Source organism: Blautia sp. MSJ-9, assembly GCF_018919065.1.
In the GTDB taxonomy this organism is placed as follows: domain Bacteria; phylum Bacillota; class Clostridia; order Lachnospirales; family Lachnospiraceae; genus Blautia_A.
The window spans coordinates 1-16,532 of record NZ_JAHLQG010000052.1 but is presented as its reverse complement, the minus strand read 5'-3'; the positions used below and the strand labels follow the sequence as shown (position 1 = coordinate 16,532).

General features: G+C 43.3%; 12 protein-coding genes and 2 tRNA genes. 12 read left to right on the top strand and 2 right to left on the bottom strand.

Going from position 1 to position 16,532, the window contains the following annotated elements:
* Nucleotides 1-337: 337 nt before the first annotated feature.
* The 4 genes from ftsH (at nt 338) to KQI87_RS14570 (ending at nt 6,525) form a co-directional block, all read left to right on the top strand.
* Entirely contained in the window at nt 338-2,380 is a 2,043-nt protein-coding gene (gene ftsH / locus KQI87_RS14585; RefSeq protein WP_216460770.1) for an ATP-dependent zinc metalloprotease FtsH, read from the top strand.
* Nucleotides 2,381-2,450: 70 nt separating this feature from the next.
* Nucleotides 2,451-4,310, top strand: a complete 1,860-nt coding sequence (gene uvrC, locus KQI87_RS14580; protein WP_216460769.1) for an excinuclease ABC subunit UvrC — start codon at nt 2,451-2,453, stop codon at nt 4,308-4,310.
* 198 nt (nt 4,311-4,508) lie between these two features.
* The gene (hprK, locus tag KQI87_RS14575; protein ID WP_216460768.1) at nt 4,509-5,444 is read left to right on the top strand and encodes an HPr(Ser) kinase/phosphatase; all 936 of its coding nucleotides are present in this window, start codon (nt 4,509-4,511) and stop codon (nt 5,442-5,444) included.
* Between the two features lie 136 nt (nt 5,445-5,580).
* Complete coding sequence (locus KQI87_RS14570) at nt 5,581-6,525, top strand: ROK family glucokinase (protein ID WP_216460767.1); 945 nt, start codon at nt 5,581-5,583, stop codon at nt 6,523-6,525.
* Nucleotides 6,526-6,782: 257 nt separating this feature from the next.
* On the opposite strand, the gene KQI87_RS14565 is transcribed toward KQI87_RS14570, so the two are convergent.
* Nucleotides 6,783-9,380 (bottom strand): transglycosylase domain-containing protein, encoded by a 2,598-nt coding sequence (locus KQI87_RS14565; RefSeq protein ID WP_216460766.1) that lies wholly within the window; start codon nt 9,378-9,380, stop codon nt 6,783-6,785.
* Nucleotides 9,381-9,581: 201 nt separating this feature from the next.
* On the opposite strand from KQI87_RS14565, the gene KQI87_RS14560 reads away from it, so the two are divergent.
* The gene (locus KQI87_RS14560) at nt 9,582-10,238 is read left to right on the top strand and encodes a YigZ family protein (RefSeq protein WP_216460765.1); all 657 of its coding nucleotides are present in this window, start codon (nt 9,582-9,584) and stop codon (nt 10,236-10,238) included.
* Nucleotides 10,239-10,437: 199 nt separating this feature from the next.
* Here KQI87_RS14560 and KQI87_RS14555 read toward each other — a convergent pair whose 3' ends face one another.
* Entirely contained in the window at nt 10,438-10,956 is a 519-nt protein-coding gene (locus KQI87_RS14555) for a peptidylprolyl isomerase (RefSeq protein ID WP_216460764.1), read from the bottom strand.
* A 93-nt stretch (nt 10,957-11,049) separates the two neighbouring features.
* On the opposite strand from KQI87_RS14555, the gene tsaE reads away from it, so the two are divergent.
* From tsaE to KQI87_RS14520, 7 genes are all read left to right on the top strand, one after another.
* Complete coding sequence (gene tsaE / locus KQI87_RS14550; RefSeq protein WP_216460763.1) at nt 11,050-11,484, top strand: tRNA (adenosine(37)-N6)-threonylcarbamoyltransferase complex ATPase subunit type 1 TsaE; 435 nt, start codon at nt 11,050-11,052, stop codon at nt 11,482-11,484.
* Nucleotides 11,485-11,612: 128 nt separating this feature from the next.
* Nucleotides 11,613-12,773, top strand: coding sequence for a tRNA (adenosine(37)-N6)-threonylcarbamoyltransferase complex dimerization subunit type 1 TsaB (tsaB, locus tag KQI87_RS14545; protein ID WP_216460762.1), 1,161 nt, complete (start codon nt 11,613-11,615; stop codon nt 12,771-12,773).
* A 161-nt stretch (nt 12,774-12,934) separates the two neighbouring features.
* A complete protein-coding gene (locus KQI87_RS14540; protein WP_216460761.1) occupies nt 12,935-13,846 on the top strand; it encodes a ribonuclease Z in 912 nt (303 codons plus the stop codon).
* 120 nt (nt 13,847-13,966) lie between these two features.
* A complete protein-coding gene (tsaD, locus tag KQI87_RS14535; protein ID WP_216460760.1) occupies nt 13,967-14,986 on the top strand; it encodes a tRNA (adenosine(37)-N6)-threonylcarbamoyltransferase complex transferase subunit TsaD in 1,020 nt (339 codons plus the stop codon).
* A 1-nt stretch (nt 14,987) separates the two neighbouring features.
* Nucleotides 14,988-15,680, top strand: a complete 693-nt coding sequence (gene ispD / locus KQI87_RS14530; RefSeq protein ID WP_216460759.1) for a 2-C-methyl-D-erythritol 4-phosphate cytidylyltransferase — start codon at nt 14,988-14,990, stop codon at nt 15,678-15,680.
* Nucleotides 15,681-15,896: 216 nt separating this feature from the next.
* Nucleotides 15,897-15,982 (top strand) — tRNA-Ser (locus tag KQI87_RS14525).
* Nucleotides 15,983-16,154: 172 nt separating this feature from the next.
* A tRNA-Ser gene (locus tag KQI87_RS14520) sits at nt 16,155-16,244 on the top strand.
* The last annotated feature ends 288 nt before the right edge of the window (nt 16,245-16,532 follow it).

The window sequence follows — 16,532 nt, the reverse complement described above, 5'->3', positions numbered from 1 at the left end:
GCATCGCGGAGCGCATTACTGGGAACGAAGTGAGCAGTAATCACTTTGTCAATAGTATACTACAAATGAAGCCATTTGTAACAGGTGAATTTGTAAAAGTTCAGAGGAATTTTCTCAGATTTATAGAAAGATATGCACAACCGGAATGCATTTTGCGAAATTGAGATACTTGTCCGGGGAGTCTGCTTATCAAAAAATTTTAGAAACTTTTACACAGAAAACAGTGGCTCAGGAAGCGGAAAATGTAAGTAGTAACGCAATTTTCACAATCTCCCGGTTGATTTATACCCAAATTCTCTTTATAATAAGAACGATAACGTTTAGGAGGAATAATCATATGGACAATAATCCGAATGGCAATCGTCCTGATAATAATAAAGGTCCTGGCAAACAGGATCCGAATAAAAATCATCAGTCGATTCTGGCTTTTCTGGTATGCCTCCTGATTACTTTAGTATGTTTCGCCATGTTCACCAATATGCTTAAAGACAATTCCAGTGAGATTACTTACGATGAGTTTATTGAGATGGTAGAGGATGGAGATGTGAAAGAGGTAACTCTTCAGTCAGAGACACTGACCATCACGCCGAAACATCAGTCATCAGGATTTTCAGAAGATGTTTATTATGCCAATCAGATGGAGTCAGTGGATAAACTGACTGAGAGACTTGAGGGAACAGGAATCAAGTTTGAGTATAAGAAACCGGATGCAGCAGGGGAAATTATTTCCATGCTGGTCAGTGTGCTTCTGCCAACGATTCTGCTCTTTGTACTTCTGATGGTATTTATGCGCCGCATGAATAAAGGCGGCGGAATGATGGGCGTTGGCAAGAGCCGTGCGAAAGCCTATATTCAGAAAGACACAGGAATTACGTTCAAGGATGTGGCAGGACAGGATGAAGCGAAAGAATCACTTCAGGAAGTTGTTGATTTCCTGCACAATCCGGGAAAATACACGACGATCGGAGCCAAGCTCCCGAAAGGTGCCCTGCTTGTAGGCCCTCCGGGAACCGGTAAAACACTTTTGGCAAAAGCAGTAGCAGGAGAGGCACATGTGCCGTTCTTCTCCCTGTCAGGTTCTGAGTTTGTGGAGATGTTTGTCGGTGTGGGTGCATCCCGTGTCCGCGACCTGTTTGAGGAAGCGAAGAAGAATGCGCCGTGTATCATCTTTATCGATGAGATCGATGCGATTGGTAAGAGCCGTGATTCCCATTATGGCGGCGGCAATGACGAGCGTGAGCAGACATTGAACCAGCTGCTTGCCGAAATGGATGGTTTTGATACTTCCAAGGGGCTTCTGATCCTGGCAGCTACCAACCGTCCGGAAGTTCTTGACCCAGCACTTCTCCGTCCGGGACGTTTTGACAGACGAGTGATCGTTGACCGTCCGGACCTGAAAGGAAGGATCGAGATCCTGAAAGTACATGCCAGAAATGTACATCTGGATGAAACGGTTGACTTTGAGAATATTGCACTTGCAACTTCCGGAGCAGTGGGATCTGATCTGGCAAATATGATCAATGAAGCTGCAATTCTCGCAGTTAAGAGTGGACGCAGTGCAGTATCCCAGAAAGACCTGCTGGAAGCAGTAGAGGTTGTTCTGGTAGGTAAAGAAAAGAAAGACAGGATCCTCAGTGCGCAGGAGCGCAGGATCGTATCTTACCATGAGGTTGGACATGCACTGGTAAGCGCCCTGCAGAAAGATGCAGAGCCTGTACAGAAGATCACCATTGTACCGAGAACAATGGGCGCACTTGGCTATGTAATGCAGGTGCCGGAAGAGGAGAAATATCTCAATACCAAGAAAGAACTGGAAGCAATGCTTGTGGGATATCTTGGTGGACGTGCCGCAGAGGAGCTGGTATTTGACACAGTAACTACTGGTGCTGCAAATGATATTGAACAGGCTACCAAGGTGGCACGTGCAATGATCACACAGTACGGCATGTCCGAGAAGTTCGGTCTGATGGGACTGGCAACGCAGGAGAATCAGTATCTCAGCGGCAGAACAATATTAAACTGCGGCGATGATACTGCTACAGAGGTTGACCATGAAGTTATGGTACTTCTCCACAATTCCTATGAAGAAGCCAAGAGACTCATCGGCGGCCACAGAGAAGCACTGGATAAGATCGCTGACTATCTGATCCGCAGAGAAACCATCACAGGTAAGGAATTCATGAAGATCTTCCGCGCAGTAGAACGCGGGATCGAGATTCCTGAGAATCTGGATGATCTGGTGATCCCGGAGAAAACAGAAGACAAACCGGAAGGATCTGCAGAGAAATCAACAATGGAACCAACTGTAGATCAGGTCAAAGAAACAGATTTAGATTCAAAAGAGAATACAGTAACGCTGGATAAGACAGAGATTCAGTGATACAATAACAGAGCCGGGAAATATCCCGGCTCTTGTTAGTATATTAGGATCATAAAATGGAGGAAATTTTATGTTTCAGATAGAAGAGGAACTGAAGAAGCTTCCGGGGAAACCGGGAGTTTATATTATGCATGGGGAGAAAGATGAGATCATTTATGTGGGAAAGGCCATCAGCCTGAAAAACAGAGTTCGCCAGTACTTCCAGAGCAGCAGAAATAAAGGGGCAAAGATTGAGCAGATGGTCACTCACATCACCAGATTTGAATACATTATTACGGACTCGGAACTGGAAGCTCTTGTGTTGGAGTGTAATCTGATCAAAGAGCATAGACCAAAGTATAATACCATGCTCAAGGATGACAAGAGTTATCCGTTTATTAAAGTAACAGTCAATGAAGAATATCCCAGAGTTCTTTTTGCCAGAAGAATGAAGAAGGATAAGGCAAAGTATTTCGGACCATATACAAGTGCAGGGGCAGTAAAAGATGTGATCGAGCTGGTTCGCAAGATCTATAAAGTTCGTTCCTGCAATCGTGTGCTGCCGAGAGATTGTGGAAAAGACCGTCCGTGTCTGTATTATCATATGAAGCAGTGCACGGCTCCCTGTCAGGGATATGTAAGCTCAGAAGAATATAAGAAAAATATCACAGAGTTGCTGAAATTTCTCAATGGGGATTTTCAGGATACAATAGATATGCTGACAGACAAAATGATGGCAGCATCAGAGGAAATGCGGTTTGAGGATGCCATGGAATATCGAGACCTGATACGCAGTATTCAGAAGATTGGAGAGCGTCAGAAGATTACAAGCTATGGCGAAGAGGATAAGGATATCATTGCAGTGGCAATGGATGAGAGTCTTGATCTGAGGGAACAGGATGCAGTTGTTCAGGTATTCTTTGTCCGTGATGGCAAGCTGATCGGACGAGAGCATTTCTATCTGCGTGTGGCACGTGGTGATACGAAAGCACAGGTGCTGTCCAGCTTTATGAAACAGTTCTATGCGGGGACGCCGTTTATTCCGCGCGAAATTATGCTGCAGAAAGAAATTGAGGATGCACAGATCATCGAGGAATGGCTTACTGCAAGAAGAAAACAGCGTGTTTATATTCGCGTACCGAAGAAAGGTACGAAAGAGAAACTGGTAGAACTGGCAGAAGAGAACGCAAAGATGGTTCTGGATAAGGACAGAGAGCGGATTAAACGTGAAGAGGGCAGAACTATCGGTGCGGTCCATGAAGTGGAAGACTGGCTTGGTCTGTCAGACATCCGACGAATGGAGGCTTACGATATTTCCAATATCAGCGGTTTCGAATCTGTCGGTTCTATGATTGTCTATGAAAAAGGTAAGCCAAAACGCAGCGATTACCGTAAATTCAAAATTAAATGGGTGCAGGGACCAAATGATTACGCAAGTATGGAGGAGGTACTTACCAGACGTTTCACCCATGAGGGAAAAGACGAGTTCGACAGCTTCTCCATCATGCCGGACCTGATCCTGATGGATGGTGGCCGGGGTCAGGTGAATATCGCTCTGAAAGTACTGGGAGATCTGGGGCTTGATATTCCAGTCTGCGGCATGGTCAAAGATGACCACCACAGAACACGCGGACTGTATTATAATAATCTGGAGATCCCTATTGATACCAATAGCGAAGGCTTCCGGCTGATCACCAGAATCCAGGATGAGGCACACCGCTTTGCAATTGAATTCCACCGTTCTCTGCGAAGCAAAGATCAGGTACATTCTCTGCTGGACGACATCCCGGGAATCGGAGATACGAGAAGAAAAGCACTGATGAGAAAGTTTAAATCCATTGAGAATATCAGAGATGCGTCCCTGGAAGAACTGGCGCAGACAGAAAGCATGAATGCAGGAAGTGCGCAAAAAGTTTATGAGTTTTTCCATGTACCTGCAGAAAATAAATAACGAAAGATTAGTCTGGTTTTGGTGGAGATTTTTTATCTGATGTGGAAAAACAATCAGTAATTTATAAAATATGTAGAAACATTCTCCTAATCTTCTACATGTTACCCAACTACTATCTGCTATTTGCAATTGAAGTTGCGCACAATGATGTGATATAATAAAAATAACGTAAAATTTTGAACTGAAAAGGAGAAACAAATGAAGGGTGTACAGTTGACAAAATTAGTTCAGGAATTGGGACTTCACAATCTGACTCCTGAAATTGACCTGTCTGAGATTGTGATCAAGACAGCCGAGATCAACAGACCGGCGCTGCAGCTGACCGGATATCTGGAGCATTTTGCAAATGAACGTGTACAGATCATCGGATATGTAGAATATACGTATCTGATGCAGCTCAGCGATGAAGAACGGAAATTCAAATATGAGAGATTTATTTCCAGCAAGATCCCTTGCGTAATCTTCAGTACAATGACAAGACCGTCACAGGATATGATCGATCTTGCTGTTAAATATAATGTTCCGACATTTGTGACAGAGCGTACCACATCCAGCTTCATGGCAGAGATCATCCGCTGGCTTGGTGTACAGCTTGCACCGTGTATTTCCATCCATGGCGTACTTGTGGATGTATATGGTGAAGGTGTCCTGATCACAGGTGAGAGCGGGATCGGTAAGAGTGAGGCTGCTCTGGAACTGATCAAACGTGGACACCGTCTTGTCAGTGATGATGTTGTAGAACTTCGTAAAGTCAGTGATGTAACACTGGTAGGTTCTGCTCCTGATATCACACGTCACTTCATTGAACTTCGTGGCATCGGCATCATCGATGTCAAGACTCTGTTCGGTGTTGAGAGTGTTAAGGATACCCAGTCTGTAGACCTTGTTATCAAACTGGAAGAGTGGGACAAAGAAAAAGAATACGACCGTCTGGGACTGCATGAGGAGTACACAGAATATCTTGGAAACAAGATTGTATGCCATTCTCTGCCAATCCGTCCTGGTCGTAACCTTGCCATCATCGTTGAATCTGCGGCAGTCAACCACAGACAGAAGAAGATGGGCTACAATGCGGCAGAAGAACTGTACAAGCGTGTTCAGGCAAACCTTGCTAAGAAACGTGAGGAGAGATAAAATGAAATTTACTGTAAGGAGTAAAAATAGTTACTTTTCACAGATGAAACGGTAACTGATCTTAACAGTAGATAAGTAGCTGCCGTATACAGCGAAGACGGCAGCTGTAATATAGTATAGTAATTTGGAGGTTATCATGGGAAAGTATTGTTTTGGAATTGATGTTGGCGGTACATCTGTAAAATGTGGACTCTTTCAGACAGATGGAGTTTTAGTTGAGAAATGGGAGATTCCAACCCGCAAAGAGAATAAAGGTGAGGCAATTATTCCGGATATTGCGAAAACAATTCTGGACAAGATTGCAGAGCGTAAACTGGATAAAGAAGACATTGACGGTGTAGGAATCGGTGTTCCTGGACCGGTTAATGAAAGAGGTGAAGTGCCATGCGCAGTAAACCTTTACTGGGGATTTAAAGCAGTTACAAAAGAACTGACAGAACTGACAGGCCTTGAATCCAAAGCAGGAAACGATGCCAATGTAGCAGCGCTTGGAGAAGCTTGGAAAGGTGCAGCAGCGGGTTCTAAGAATGTAATCCTTGTAACTCTTGGAACAGGCGTAGGCGGCGGAATTATCGTTGATGGAAAGATCGTAGGCGGCGCTCATGGTGCAGGCGGAGAAATCGGTCATGCAGCAGTAAATCATGAAGAAAAAGAAGCATGCAACTGCGGAAACTGCGGATGCCTGGAGCAGTATGCATCTGCAACTGGTATCGTACGTGTAGCTCAGAGAACTCTGACAGCTACAGAAGAAGATTCTGTACTTCGCAAATGTGCAAAACTTTCAGCAAAGAATGTTTTGGACGCATTTAAGGATGGTGATAAAGTCGCATGCGATGTTATGGCTCAGGTTGGCGAAATGCTTGGCGGAACACTTGCTATGTTTGCATGCGTTACAGACCCTGAAGCAATCGTTATCGGCGGCGGCGTTTCCAAAGCAGGACAGCCATTGATCGACTGTATCCAGAAATATTATAAGAAATATGCATTCTCAGCATGCAAGGAAACACCGATCATTCTTGCAAACCTTGGAAATGATGCAGGTATCTATGGATCCGCACGTATGGTTATTAAAGAAGCATAAAAAGTATATAGATTCAGAAATGATATAATAAAAAATCCACAGTCTCAGCAGATGCAGAGATTGTGGATTTTTTATATTACAAGAAAGAATTCTGCTAACAGGATTTTTTGTCTGCAACGGATGATTCAACGATATAATTCCCCGCCATTGGAATGCAATTTTGCGCAATCTTTTTATTATTGAAACATTGCGGAGCAACAATCTTCTACGACATAAAAATATCCTGCAGCAGGAGTGAACTGCTGCAGGATATAAAATTAATAATCGATTTGGTAGGCATCGTCAGTATCGCCACCACCATTATCGCCATCACCATTGTCGCCGCCATTATTATCATAATCACCGTTATCACCATTATCACCATTATCGGTGTTATCAGTGTTATCACCATTATTGTCGGTTCCATTGTTATCAGTGTCAGTATCAGTATTTCCGTCCTGCTGATCTGAAGAATCAGCGGTATTATCATAGCTATTATCGTACTCATCATAATCACTGTCATAGAAATGCTGATCGCAATATTCAGTTGGCATAGTACCTACATCAAAGTACTCTGTGATCACAGGACAACCGGCTCTTGGAAGAAGTCCGGTTTCGGAGCATACACTTAATTTTTCTACACTTGCAGGTTTCTCGAATTCTTTTGAAGGAAGTCCCTCGTGAATTCGTGTCATAACCTTTTTCCATAAAGCTTTGTGGAAGTTACGTGCGTAATCCGGTAATTTCTCATTGTTGTCGTAACCAGACCATACAGCACATGTGTAATATGGAGTATAACCTACAAACCATAAGTCGTTATATGCTTCGGTTGTACCTGTTTTACCTGCAACTGCCATATTATCAAGCTGGCAGGCAGTACCGGTACCTTTCTTAACAACATCTTCCATTGCGCTGGTAAGAAGATAAGCAGTGCTTTCCTTGATTACGGATCGTTCTGCGGAAGTATTCTCAATCAGGACATTTCCGTTATGGTCAAGGATTTTGGTGTAATAAATCGGTTTGATATAATTTCCACCATTTGCGATTGCTGCATAGGATGCGCACAGTTCTACGTTTGTGACGCCCTTGGTGATACCGCCAAGTGCAGTTGCAAGGTTTGCATCACTCCATACATTACCGTTGGCATCTGTATCTGCCTCGGTTCCGTGAGCAAGAGTTGTAAATCCGAAATTATCGAGATATTTTAATCCAAGTTCAGGAGTTACCTCTTCCAGACATTTAACTGCTACAACGTTGATGGAATTCTGGATTGCTGTACGGATTGTTGTGGTTCCGTTGTAAGAACGGGTCGCATTGTTTACAGGAGAACCATCCGGATATTCATAAGGTTCATCTTCAAAAGTTGTTGCCAGAGACATGCCTTTTTCGTTTAAAGCAGGTGCGTAAGTGGAAACAATTTTAAATGTAGAACCAGGCTGACGGGTAGTATCTGTTGCACGGTTCAAAGTCAGGCTGGCGGTTTTCTCACCGCGTCCGCCGATGAGAGCTTTGACATAGCCGGTATGCTGATCAATGACACTCATGGAAGACTGTGGCTGCGGAGCGAAATTCACACGTTCTGCAACAACTTTGCTTCCGTCTGCAAGAATGCTTGCTTTGTATCTGTCTACATAAGTCTGTCCTTCTTCCGGAGAATCGAAGAGAAGATCGAAACTTGGATCTTCATTCTGGAAATATAGCTGTAGCATTTCTTTACTGTAGTTTACCTGATTTCCGTCCGGGTCTGTAACGGTCAGTGCGTAGTCAAGTTCGTACTGAACCTCGTCCGGGAAATTAGAAGGATTAGAATATTCCTCATCCAGGATATTCTGGATTGTGGAATCCTGTGTTGTATATACTTTAAGTCCACCGCTGTACAGAAGGTTGGTTGCCTGAGTCTTGGTATAACCCTTAATATTCATCAGGTCATTAATGATCTGGTCTGTCAGCTCATCTTCGAAGTAGGTGTAAACTGTATTCTCAGTGCTGGAATTCTTTTCCTGCGCTGCCTGAATACGGGAGTAAACATCATCCGCCAGAGCATCATCGTACTGTTCCTGAGTAATATAGTTCTGATCCAGCATATGCTGGAGAACTTCTTTACGTCTCTTCTGGTTGCTGTCAGGATTGGTGATCGGGTTAAATTTGGTAGGGTTCTGTGTGATACCTGCCAGAGTTGCACATTCGGACAGATTCAGATCCCATACATCTTTGTCGAAATATTGTCGAGCAGCTGCCTGTACACCGTAGGATCCAGCACCAAGGTTAATTGTGTTCAGATAGTTCTCAAGGATAGTATCTTTGCTGGTTTTCTTTTCAACTTGAATGGCAAGGTACTGTTCCTGGAACTTACGTGTGAATCGCTCAAGCTGAGTAGACTCGCTGGTCCAGTTTGTGAATACGTTATTCTTCAGAAGCTGCTGAGTAATTGTACTGGCACCCTCGGAAAAATCTCCGGTGGTGATAGCTTTTACTCCTGCACGGAGAATACCTTTCACATCAATACCATTATGTTCATAAAATCGTTCATCCTCAATGGCGACTACTGCATGCTGCAGATCTACAGGAATTTGATCCAGAGTAACTGGCAGTCGGTTAGAATCCGGTGCGGCCAGCTTACGGATCTGATTTCCGGCGTCGTCGTAAAGAAATGTTGCATAGCCCAAAGGCATAATATCAATATCATTCACATCAGGAGCATTATCGATCACGCCTCTGAATGACCCCACACCCAGGCAGGTTACTGCGATGCAGAGTGCGATCAGTGATACGAACAGGACTCTGATGAAAGAAACTCTTGCTCGTTTTCCCATCATGGAAGAACGGGAAATCAGCGCAGTCCGCTTCTTTGCAGTCGACTTTTTACCGTAGTTCATGTTAAACCTCCTTTATAATCCGTTCTATTATATCAAATAAGAATAAGTAAATAAAGCAGAAAAATAAAAATTCACAATTGCTTTTGTGGCTTTTTAATGGTTATTGTGTTTTTTTACAGGATAAGTATACACTGTGCTGGCACATTTTTGTAATTCATGGTACACTGGGTCAATAAGAGAATGGAAAGAGGAGTATTATATATGCTTGAGAAATATAAGACAGTCTATGAAGGCGGCGAGGGTGAAATCGTGGAAAAAAAGTCCAGATTTATTGCAACTGTACGCCCTGTGGAAACAGAAGAGGAAGCTCTGGCTTTTATAGAGGAAATGAAGAAGAAATACTGGGATGCCAGACATAACTGTTATGTGTATTCTGTGGGAAAGAACCGGGAATATACCAGATGCAGTGACGATGGCGAACCGTCAGGAACAGCGGGCAGACCGATGCTGGATGTGATTCTGGGGGAAGATATTTATAATGTGGCAGCTGTAGTTACCAGATATTTCGGTGGGGTGCTGCTTGGAACTGGCGGACTTGTCAGAGCATATTCAAAGAGTCTTCAGGAAGGACTTGCAGCCAGTACAGTAATAGAGAAAACATATGGGATTTCCATGGAAGTGATCACAGATTATACAGGAATCGGTAAGATTCAGTACATTGCAGGAGAGCAGAAGCTTCCAATCCTGGATTCTGAATACACAGACAGAGTAGTTCTGCATCTGCTGGTTCCGTCAGATCAGATCGCATCTGTAGAGAAAGCAATCACAGAGGGAACAAACGGAAGAGCGAAGATGAAGAAAGAGAAAGACCTTTACTATGCAGTGATCGATGGCGAAGTGAAGGTATTTGCAGACTGAGATGTCCGGGATCTCTGCTAAAGCAGAAAGCCTATAATAGTAATCTGTTAAGATGAAAATCGAAGCAGACAGAACATTATTATGATTATGAGTAAAGAAGATATAAATATACCCCATACAGTGGAAGTGCTGCATGGGGTATAATAATTACTGGGCATTTCTGCTAATTACAGATATACCTATTAATTGTCTGAGCTGATCAGCATTTCTCCGGTTCCGGATAATCAACACCGAAAGTATCGACTGTCATGGATTTGATCTTCTGCTCATCAAGCGGACGGTCACTGTAATCAGTATCTTCTTCTGCGATACGGTTTACAACGTCCATACCTTCTGTGATCTTACCGAATGCAGCATAAGCACCGTCAAGATGTGGAGCGTCTTTATGCATGATAAAGAACTGGCTTCCTGCTGAGTTTGGATGCATAGCACGTGCCATGGAAAGAACACCTGCTGTGTGCTTCAGATCATTCTTAAATCTGTTCTGAGTAAATTCACCCTTAATGCTGTATCCCGGGCCGCCCATACCGGTTCCGTCCGGGCATCCGCCCTGGATCATAAATCCGTTGATAACACGGTGGAAGATCAGTCCGTCATAGAAGCCTTTCTTTACGAGACTGATAAAGTTGTTAACTGTATTCGGTGCGATCTCAGGATATAATTCTGCCTTCATCACATCGCCATTGTCCATGGTAATTGTAACTACTGGATTTGCCATAGTTTCAAGTCTCCTTTTCAAAAAGTATTGTATTTCCCTGTTCGCTCTATTATAATATGCAAAGAACAATTCTGCAAGAAAAAGGTGGAAAAGATGATTATAGAGACAAGAACACCACAGGAAACATTTGATGTGGGAAAGAAGATCGGAGAGAATGCAAAACCGGGTCAGATCTACACTCTGACAGGTGATCTGGGAGTTGGAAAAACTGTATTTACCCAGGGGGTTGCGGCAGGACTTGGAATTACAGAGCCTATCTGCAGTCCGACATTCACGATCATTCAGGAATATGAGAGCGGACGTCTTCCATTATATCATTTCGATGTTTACCGTATCGGTGATATTGAAGAGATGGAAGAGATCGGATATGATGACTATTTCTTCGGACAGGGAATCTGTCTAATCGAATGGGCGAATCTGATCGAAGAGATTCTTCCAGAAAATCTGATCAAAGTAACTATAGAGAAAGATCTGGAAAAAGGTTTTGATTACAGAAGGATCACGGTAACCGGTCTGGAAGAAGCCTGATCCGAGGAAAATGAAAGCACAGCATCTGTACAAAGTAAAAATACAGACAGCAGTGCAGAATACAGCCTGAAAACAAAAGGCTATAGTTTAGAAGACTGTTATTGTAGAAAGACAGTCAGGAGGTAGAAATGAAAATTTTAGCTTTGGACAGCTCAGGGATCGTAGCATCTGTAGCAGTTGTGGAGGATGATACACTACTGGCTGAATATACTGTAAATTATAAGAAAACACATTCTCAGACTTTGCTTCCGATGCTGGATGAGATTGTGAAGATGACAGAACTGGATCTGGAATCCATAGATGCCATCGCAGTGGCAGCAGGTCCGGGATCTTTTACAGGACTCCGTATCGGTTCAGCAACTGCGAAAGGACTGGGACTTGCACTGAAGAAACCACTGGTAGCAGTACCGACAGTAGATGCACTGGCATATAATCTTTATGATGCACAGGGAGTAATCTGCCCGATCATGGATGCCAGAAGAAAACAGGTGTACACAGGAATCTACAGATTTGAGGAACATCAGTTTGTAACATTGAAGGAACAGTGGGCAGCACCGATCGAGGAACTGCTGGAAGAACTGAACCACAGAGGCGAGATGGTTACGTTTTTAGGAGATGGCGTACCTGTATTTCGCGACCTGATCGCAGAGAAACTGCAGGTGCCATATTCCTTTGCACCGGCGCATGTAAATAAACAGAGAGCTGCAGCAGTAGCTGCTCTTGGAAGCATTTATTATAAAGAAGGACGCACAGAGACTGCTATGGAACATGTTCCTGAGTATCTCCGTGTATCTCAGGCAGAACGTGAACGTGCAGAGAGAGAAAGTACAGAAACAGGCGGGTGCAGAGATATGATCCTGAGGGAAATGCTTGTAGATGACCTGGATCAGGTGATGGAGATCGAGCAGGATCTTTTTCATGTGCCATGGACAAAAGAGGGATTCTTTACTTTCCTGACAAGGGATGATGCCATGTTTCTGGTAGTAGAAGAGAAAGAAAAAATTCTGGGTTACTGTGGTCTTTTAATGGTTCTGGATGAGGGAGATATCACGAATGTGGCGGTGCGTAGAGACCGGCAGAGAGAAGGAATCGGTGCTTTTCTGATGCAGAGTCTGATCCGTCTTGCGACAGAACAGGATGTTACAACCATCCATCTGGAAGTCCGCGTAGGAAATGAGACTGCAATCCGTCTCTATGAACGTATGGGATTTACCAGAGACGGGATCCGCAAGGCATATTATAGTGATCCTGTAGAGGACGCACTACTTATGACACGTCATCCTCAATAGATGTTTAACAGGTTCAAAGATCCTGTTATAAAGATAGGATCTTTGAACTTTTAGTTTTAGTATCTGAAAAATTAAAAATCGTAGCAGAAAGAATCAGCTGTCAGAAATATAATGACTGAAAAAGCAGCAGACAGCTGGAAAACAGAGGAAATATATAATATATGTTAGATGTATGTTTAGTTGGAACCGGAGGAATGATGCCTTTGCCGCGCAGGTGGCTGACTGCACTTATGACAAGGTATAACGGAAGCAGTCTGCTTATCGACTGTGGTGAAGGTACTCAGGTAGCAATCAAAGAAAAAGGATGGAGTTTTAAACCTATTGATGTGATCTGTTTTACTCATTATCATGGCGATCACATCAGCGGACTTCCGGGACTTCTTCTTACTATGGGAAATGCCGACCGTACAGAGCCGTTGACTCTTATAGGACCAAAAGGTCTGGAAAGAGTAGTTAATGCGCTCCGCGTGATCGCACCGGAACTTCCATTTGAAATTAAATTTATTGAAATCACACAGCCTGAGCAGGTCATTGAATTAAATGGCTATCGGATCACGGCTTTTAAAGTAAACCATAATGTACTTTGCTATGGCTATACCCTTGAGATCCTGCGTCAGGGAAAATTCTCAGCAGAGAGAGCGAAAGAGCAGGAAATCCCGTTGAAATACTGGAATCCTCTTCAGAAAGGGCAGACCATCGAAGCAGACGGCATTACCTATACACCGGAGATGGTACTTGGCCCTGCAAGAAAGGGAATCAAACTTACTTATACAACAGATACCAGACCGACAGAGTCTATTCTGCGCAACGCAAAGGATTCAGACCTGTTTATCTGCGAAGGAATGTACGGAGAAGATGATAAAGCAGACAAAGCACGCGGATACAAGCATATGACGTTCCGTGAGGCAGCAGTTCTGGCCCGTGATGCACAGGTACAGGAAATGTGGCTGACACATTACAGTCCATCTCTGGTCAGACCGGATGAATTTATGGATAAAGTCCGCGAGATTTTTCCAAATGCATATCCGGGAAAAGATGGCAAGAGTGTTGAATTAAATTTTGAAGAAGAATAAGATGATATCGGAGGTCAGATCTATTGAAACCGAGATTTTTTTGGCTCAGTTTACATTTTTCGGACCTGCGATTTCAGGAGACCAAATCAAAGATAGTGCAGATATTATGAGGAATAAAAAATGAAAGATACATTAATTCTCGCAATTGAGAGTTCCTGTGATGAGACCGCAGCTTCAGTTGTCAAAAACGGCAGAACCATTCTGTCAAATGTGATCTCCTCACAGATCGCTCTCCATACTTTATACGGCGGAGTAGTTCCGGAAATTGCTTCCCGTAAACATATTGAAAAAATCAATCAGGTAATTGAGCAGGCTCTGTCAGATGCAGGAGTAACTCTCGATGATCTGGATGCAATTGGTGTCACCTACGGTCCGGGACTGGTAGGTGCACTTCTGGTGGGCGTGGCAGAAGCAAAAGCAATCGCTTATGCAAAGAAACTTCCATTGGTAGGAGTTCATCATATTGAAGGACACGTGTCTGCAAATTATATTGAACATCCGGATCTGGAACCGCCATTTCTCTGTCTGATCGTATCAGGCGGACATACACACCTTGTAATTGTCAAGGATTATGGCGAATTTGAAATTCTGGGACGTACCCGTGATGATGCTGCAGGAGAAGCTTTTGATAAAGTTGCAAGAGCAATCGGTCTGGGCTATCCGGGAGGACCAAAGGTTGATAAACTTTCAAAAGAGGGAAATCCGGATGCAATCGAATTTCCTAAGGCTAAGATTGGGGACTGCCCATATGATTTCAGCTTCAGCGGTGTGAAATCTGCGGTATTAAATTATATTAATCATGCCCAGATGACAGGAGAAGAAGTTAACAGAGCTGATCTGGCTGCATCTTTCCAGAAAGCAGTTGTTGATGTATTGGTGGAACATACGATGCTTGCTGCAAAAGATTATGGAATGAACAAGATTGCAATCGCAGGTGGAGTGGCTTCCAATGGAACATTAAGAGCAGCGATGGAAGAAGCTTGTAAGAAAAATAACTACAGCTTCTACCGTCCGTCACCGATTTTCTGTACAGATAATGCAGCGATGATCGGCGTAGCGGCTTATTATGAATATATCAAAGGTACACGCCATGGATGGGACCTGAATGCTGTACCGAATCTTAAACTGGGAGAACGCTAGAATGGCGGGGAAAAATACAGCCATTATTCTGGCAGCAGGACAGGGAAAAAGAATGCACAGCAAAATACAGAAACAGTTTCTGGAGATACAGGGCTACCCGGTCTTGTATTATTCCCTGCGCTGTTTTCAGGAGAGTCCGCTGATCCGGGATATCATTCTTGTAACAGGTGAGGAGTCTATATCCTACTGTAAAGAAGAAATCGTACAGAAATATGGATTTACAAAAGTGTCAGCAGTAATTCCGGGTGGAAAAGAACGCTACGACTCTGTCTATGCAGGACTCTGTGAGTGCAGAGACTGTGAGTATGTATTGATCCATGACGGTGCGAGACCTTTTATAACAGAAAAAATCATTGAACGTGGCCTGCAGAAAGTGAAAGAAACAGGTGCATGTGTGATCGGCATGCCGTCCAAAGACACGGTTAAACTTTCTGATGCCGAAGGATATGTAAAAGAAACGCCAGACAGAAAATGCGTATGGACCATTCAGACTCCACAGATTTTTTCTTATTCACTGATCCGTGGGGCACATGACAGTATTCGTCGGAAAGATATGAGTAAGATCACAGATGATGCTATGGTGGTAGAGCAGGAGACAGGAGTAAAGGTTGCTCTGGCAAAAGGTTCTTATCAGAACATTAAGATCACCACACCGGAAGATCTGGATATTGCGGAAGAATTTTTGAAACATTAATGTGTCGGCAAGAAGATTTTTTGATAAAATCACAGGGTTTTCAAAAAAACTGGATCCCTGCAAATGCCGTATTTATGCGGATTTTGCAGGGAAAAACAGAAACTGGAAATAAAAAATGAAAAAAATGTAAAAAAGTTGTTGACAGGTGAATACTTTAGTGCTAAAATATCACTTGCGTCGGCGGTGAGAACACAACGAACGCAAACAACAACATATGGAGAGATATCGAAGTGGTCATAACGAGGCGGTCTTGAAAACCGTTTGTCCGCAAGGGCGCGTGGGTTCGAATCCCACTCTCTCCGCTCGTCAGGTTGCTGAAAAAAAGTTTTTGAAAAAACTAAAAAAGTACTTGACAAACAAAAAGAAAGTGCGATATAATGCACAAGGTTCTTCAGTGAAGAACTTAAAAACTGGATAAAGAGCATGAGAATGCGAAAAGAGTTATTTTGAAAAATAACGAATCTAGGACAATTTGGAGAAGTACCCAAGCTGGCCGAAGGGGCTCCCCTGGAAAGGGAGTAGGTCGTTAATAGCGGCGCGAGGGTTCAAATCCCTCCTTCTCCGTTTCTTTCGAAAAAAGAAAGAAAAAGTTCTTGACAGAACGAAAGAGTTGTGATTAACTCGAAAGGCTGTTGAAAAGAACAAATGTTGAAAATAAAGTTTGAAAAAAAGCTTAAAAAGTTCTTGACAAACTAAAAACAACATGATAAAATAGCAAAGCTGTCGCAAGACAGACAACCTTGATAACTAAACAGTGAAACACATACGATTCTCGAAAATTCTTTACATTTTTAAGAACGGTTGAATAAACCAAAAACAGTAAAAACGAGAGATAACTAAGCTAGTTGGTTG

What these genes read in the sequence shown, in the direction of transcription:
- ftsH (WP_216460770.1), top strand. Translation starts at nt 338, where the DNA reads ATGGACAATAATCCGAATGGCAATCGTCCTGATAATAATAAAGGTCCT.
- uvrC (WP_216460769.1), top strand. Translation starts at nt 2,451, where the DNA reads ATGTTTCAGATAGAAGAGGAACTGAAGAAGCTTCCGGGGAAACCGGGA.
- hprK (WP_216460768.1), top strand. Translation starts at nt 4,509, where the DNA reads ATGAAGGGTGTACAGTTGACAAAATTAGTTCAGGAATTGGGACTTCAC.
- KQI87_RS14570 (WP_216460767.1), top strand. Translation starts at nt 5,581, where the DNA reads ATGGGAAAGTATTGTTTTGGAATTGATGTTGGCGGTACATCTGTAAAA.
- KQI87_RS14565 (WP_216460766.1), bottom strand. Translation starts at nt 9,380, where the DNA reads ATGAACTACGGTAAAAAGTCGACTGCAAAGAAGCGGACTGCGCTGATT.
- KQI87_RS14560 (WP_216460765.1), top strand. Translation starts at nt 9,582, where the DNA reads ATGCTTGAGAAATATAAGACAGTCTATGAAGGCGGCGAGGGTGAAATC.
- KQI87_RS14555 (WP_216460764.1), bottom strand. Translation starts at nt 10,956, where the DNA reads ATGGCAAATCCAGTAGTTACAATTACCATGGACAATGGCGATGTGATG.
- tsaE (WP_216460763.1), top strand. Translation starts at nt 11,050, where the DNA reads ATGATTATAGAGACAAGAACACCACAGGAAACATTTGATGTGGGAAAG.
- tsaB (WP_216460762.1), top strand. Translation starts at nt 11,613, where the DNA reads ATGAAAATTTTAGCTTTGGACAGCTCAGGGATCGTAGCATCTGTAGCA.
- KQI87_RS14540 (WP_216460761.1), top strand. Translation starts at nt 12,935, where the DNA reads ATGTTAGATGTATGTTTAGTTGGAACCGGAGGAATGATGCCTTTGCCG.
- tsaD (WP_216460760.1), top strand. Translation starts at nt 13,967, where the DNA reads ATGAAAGATACATTAATTCTCGCAATTGAGAGTTCCTGTGATGAGACC.
- ispD (WP_216460759.1), top strand. Translation starts at nt 14,988, where the DNA reads ATGGCGGGGAAAAATACAGCCATTATTCTGGCAGCAGGACAGGGAAAA.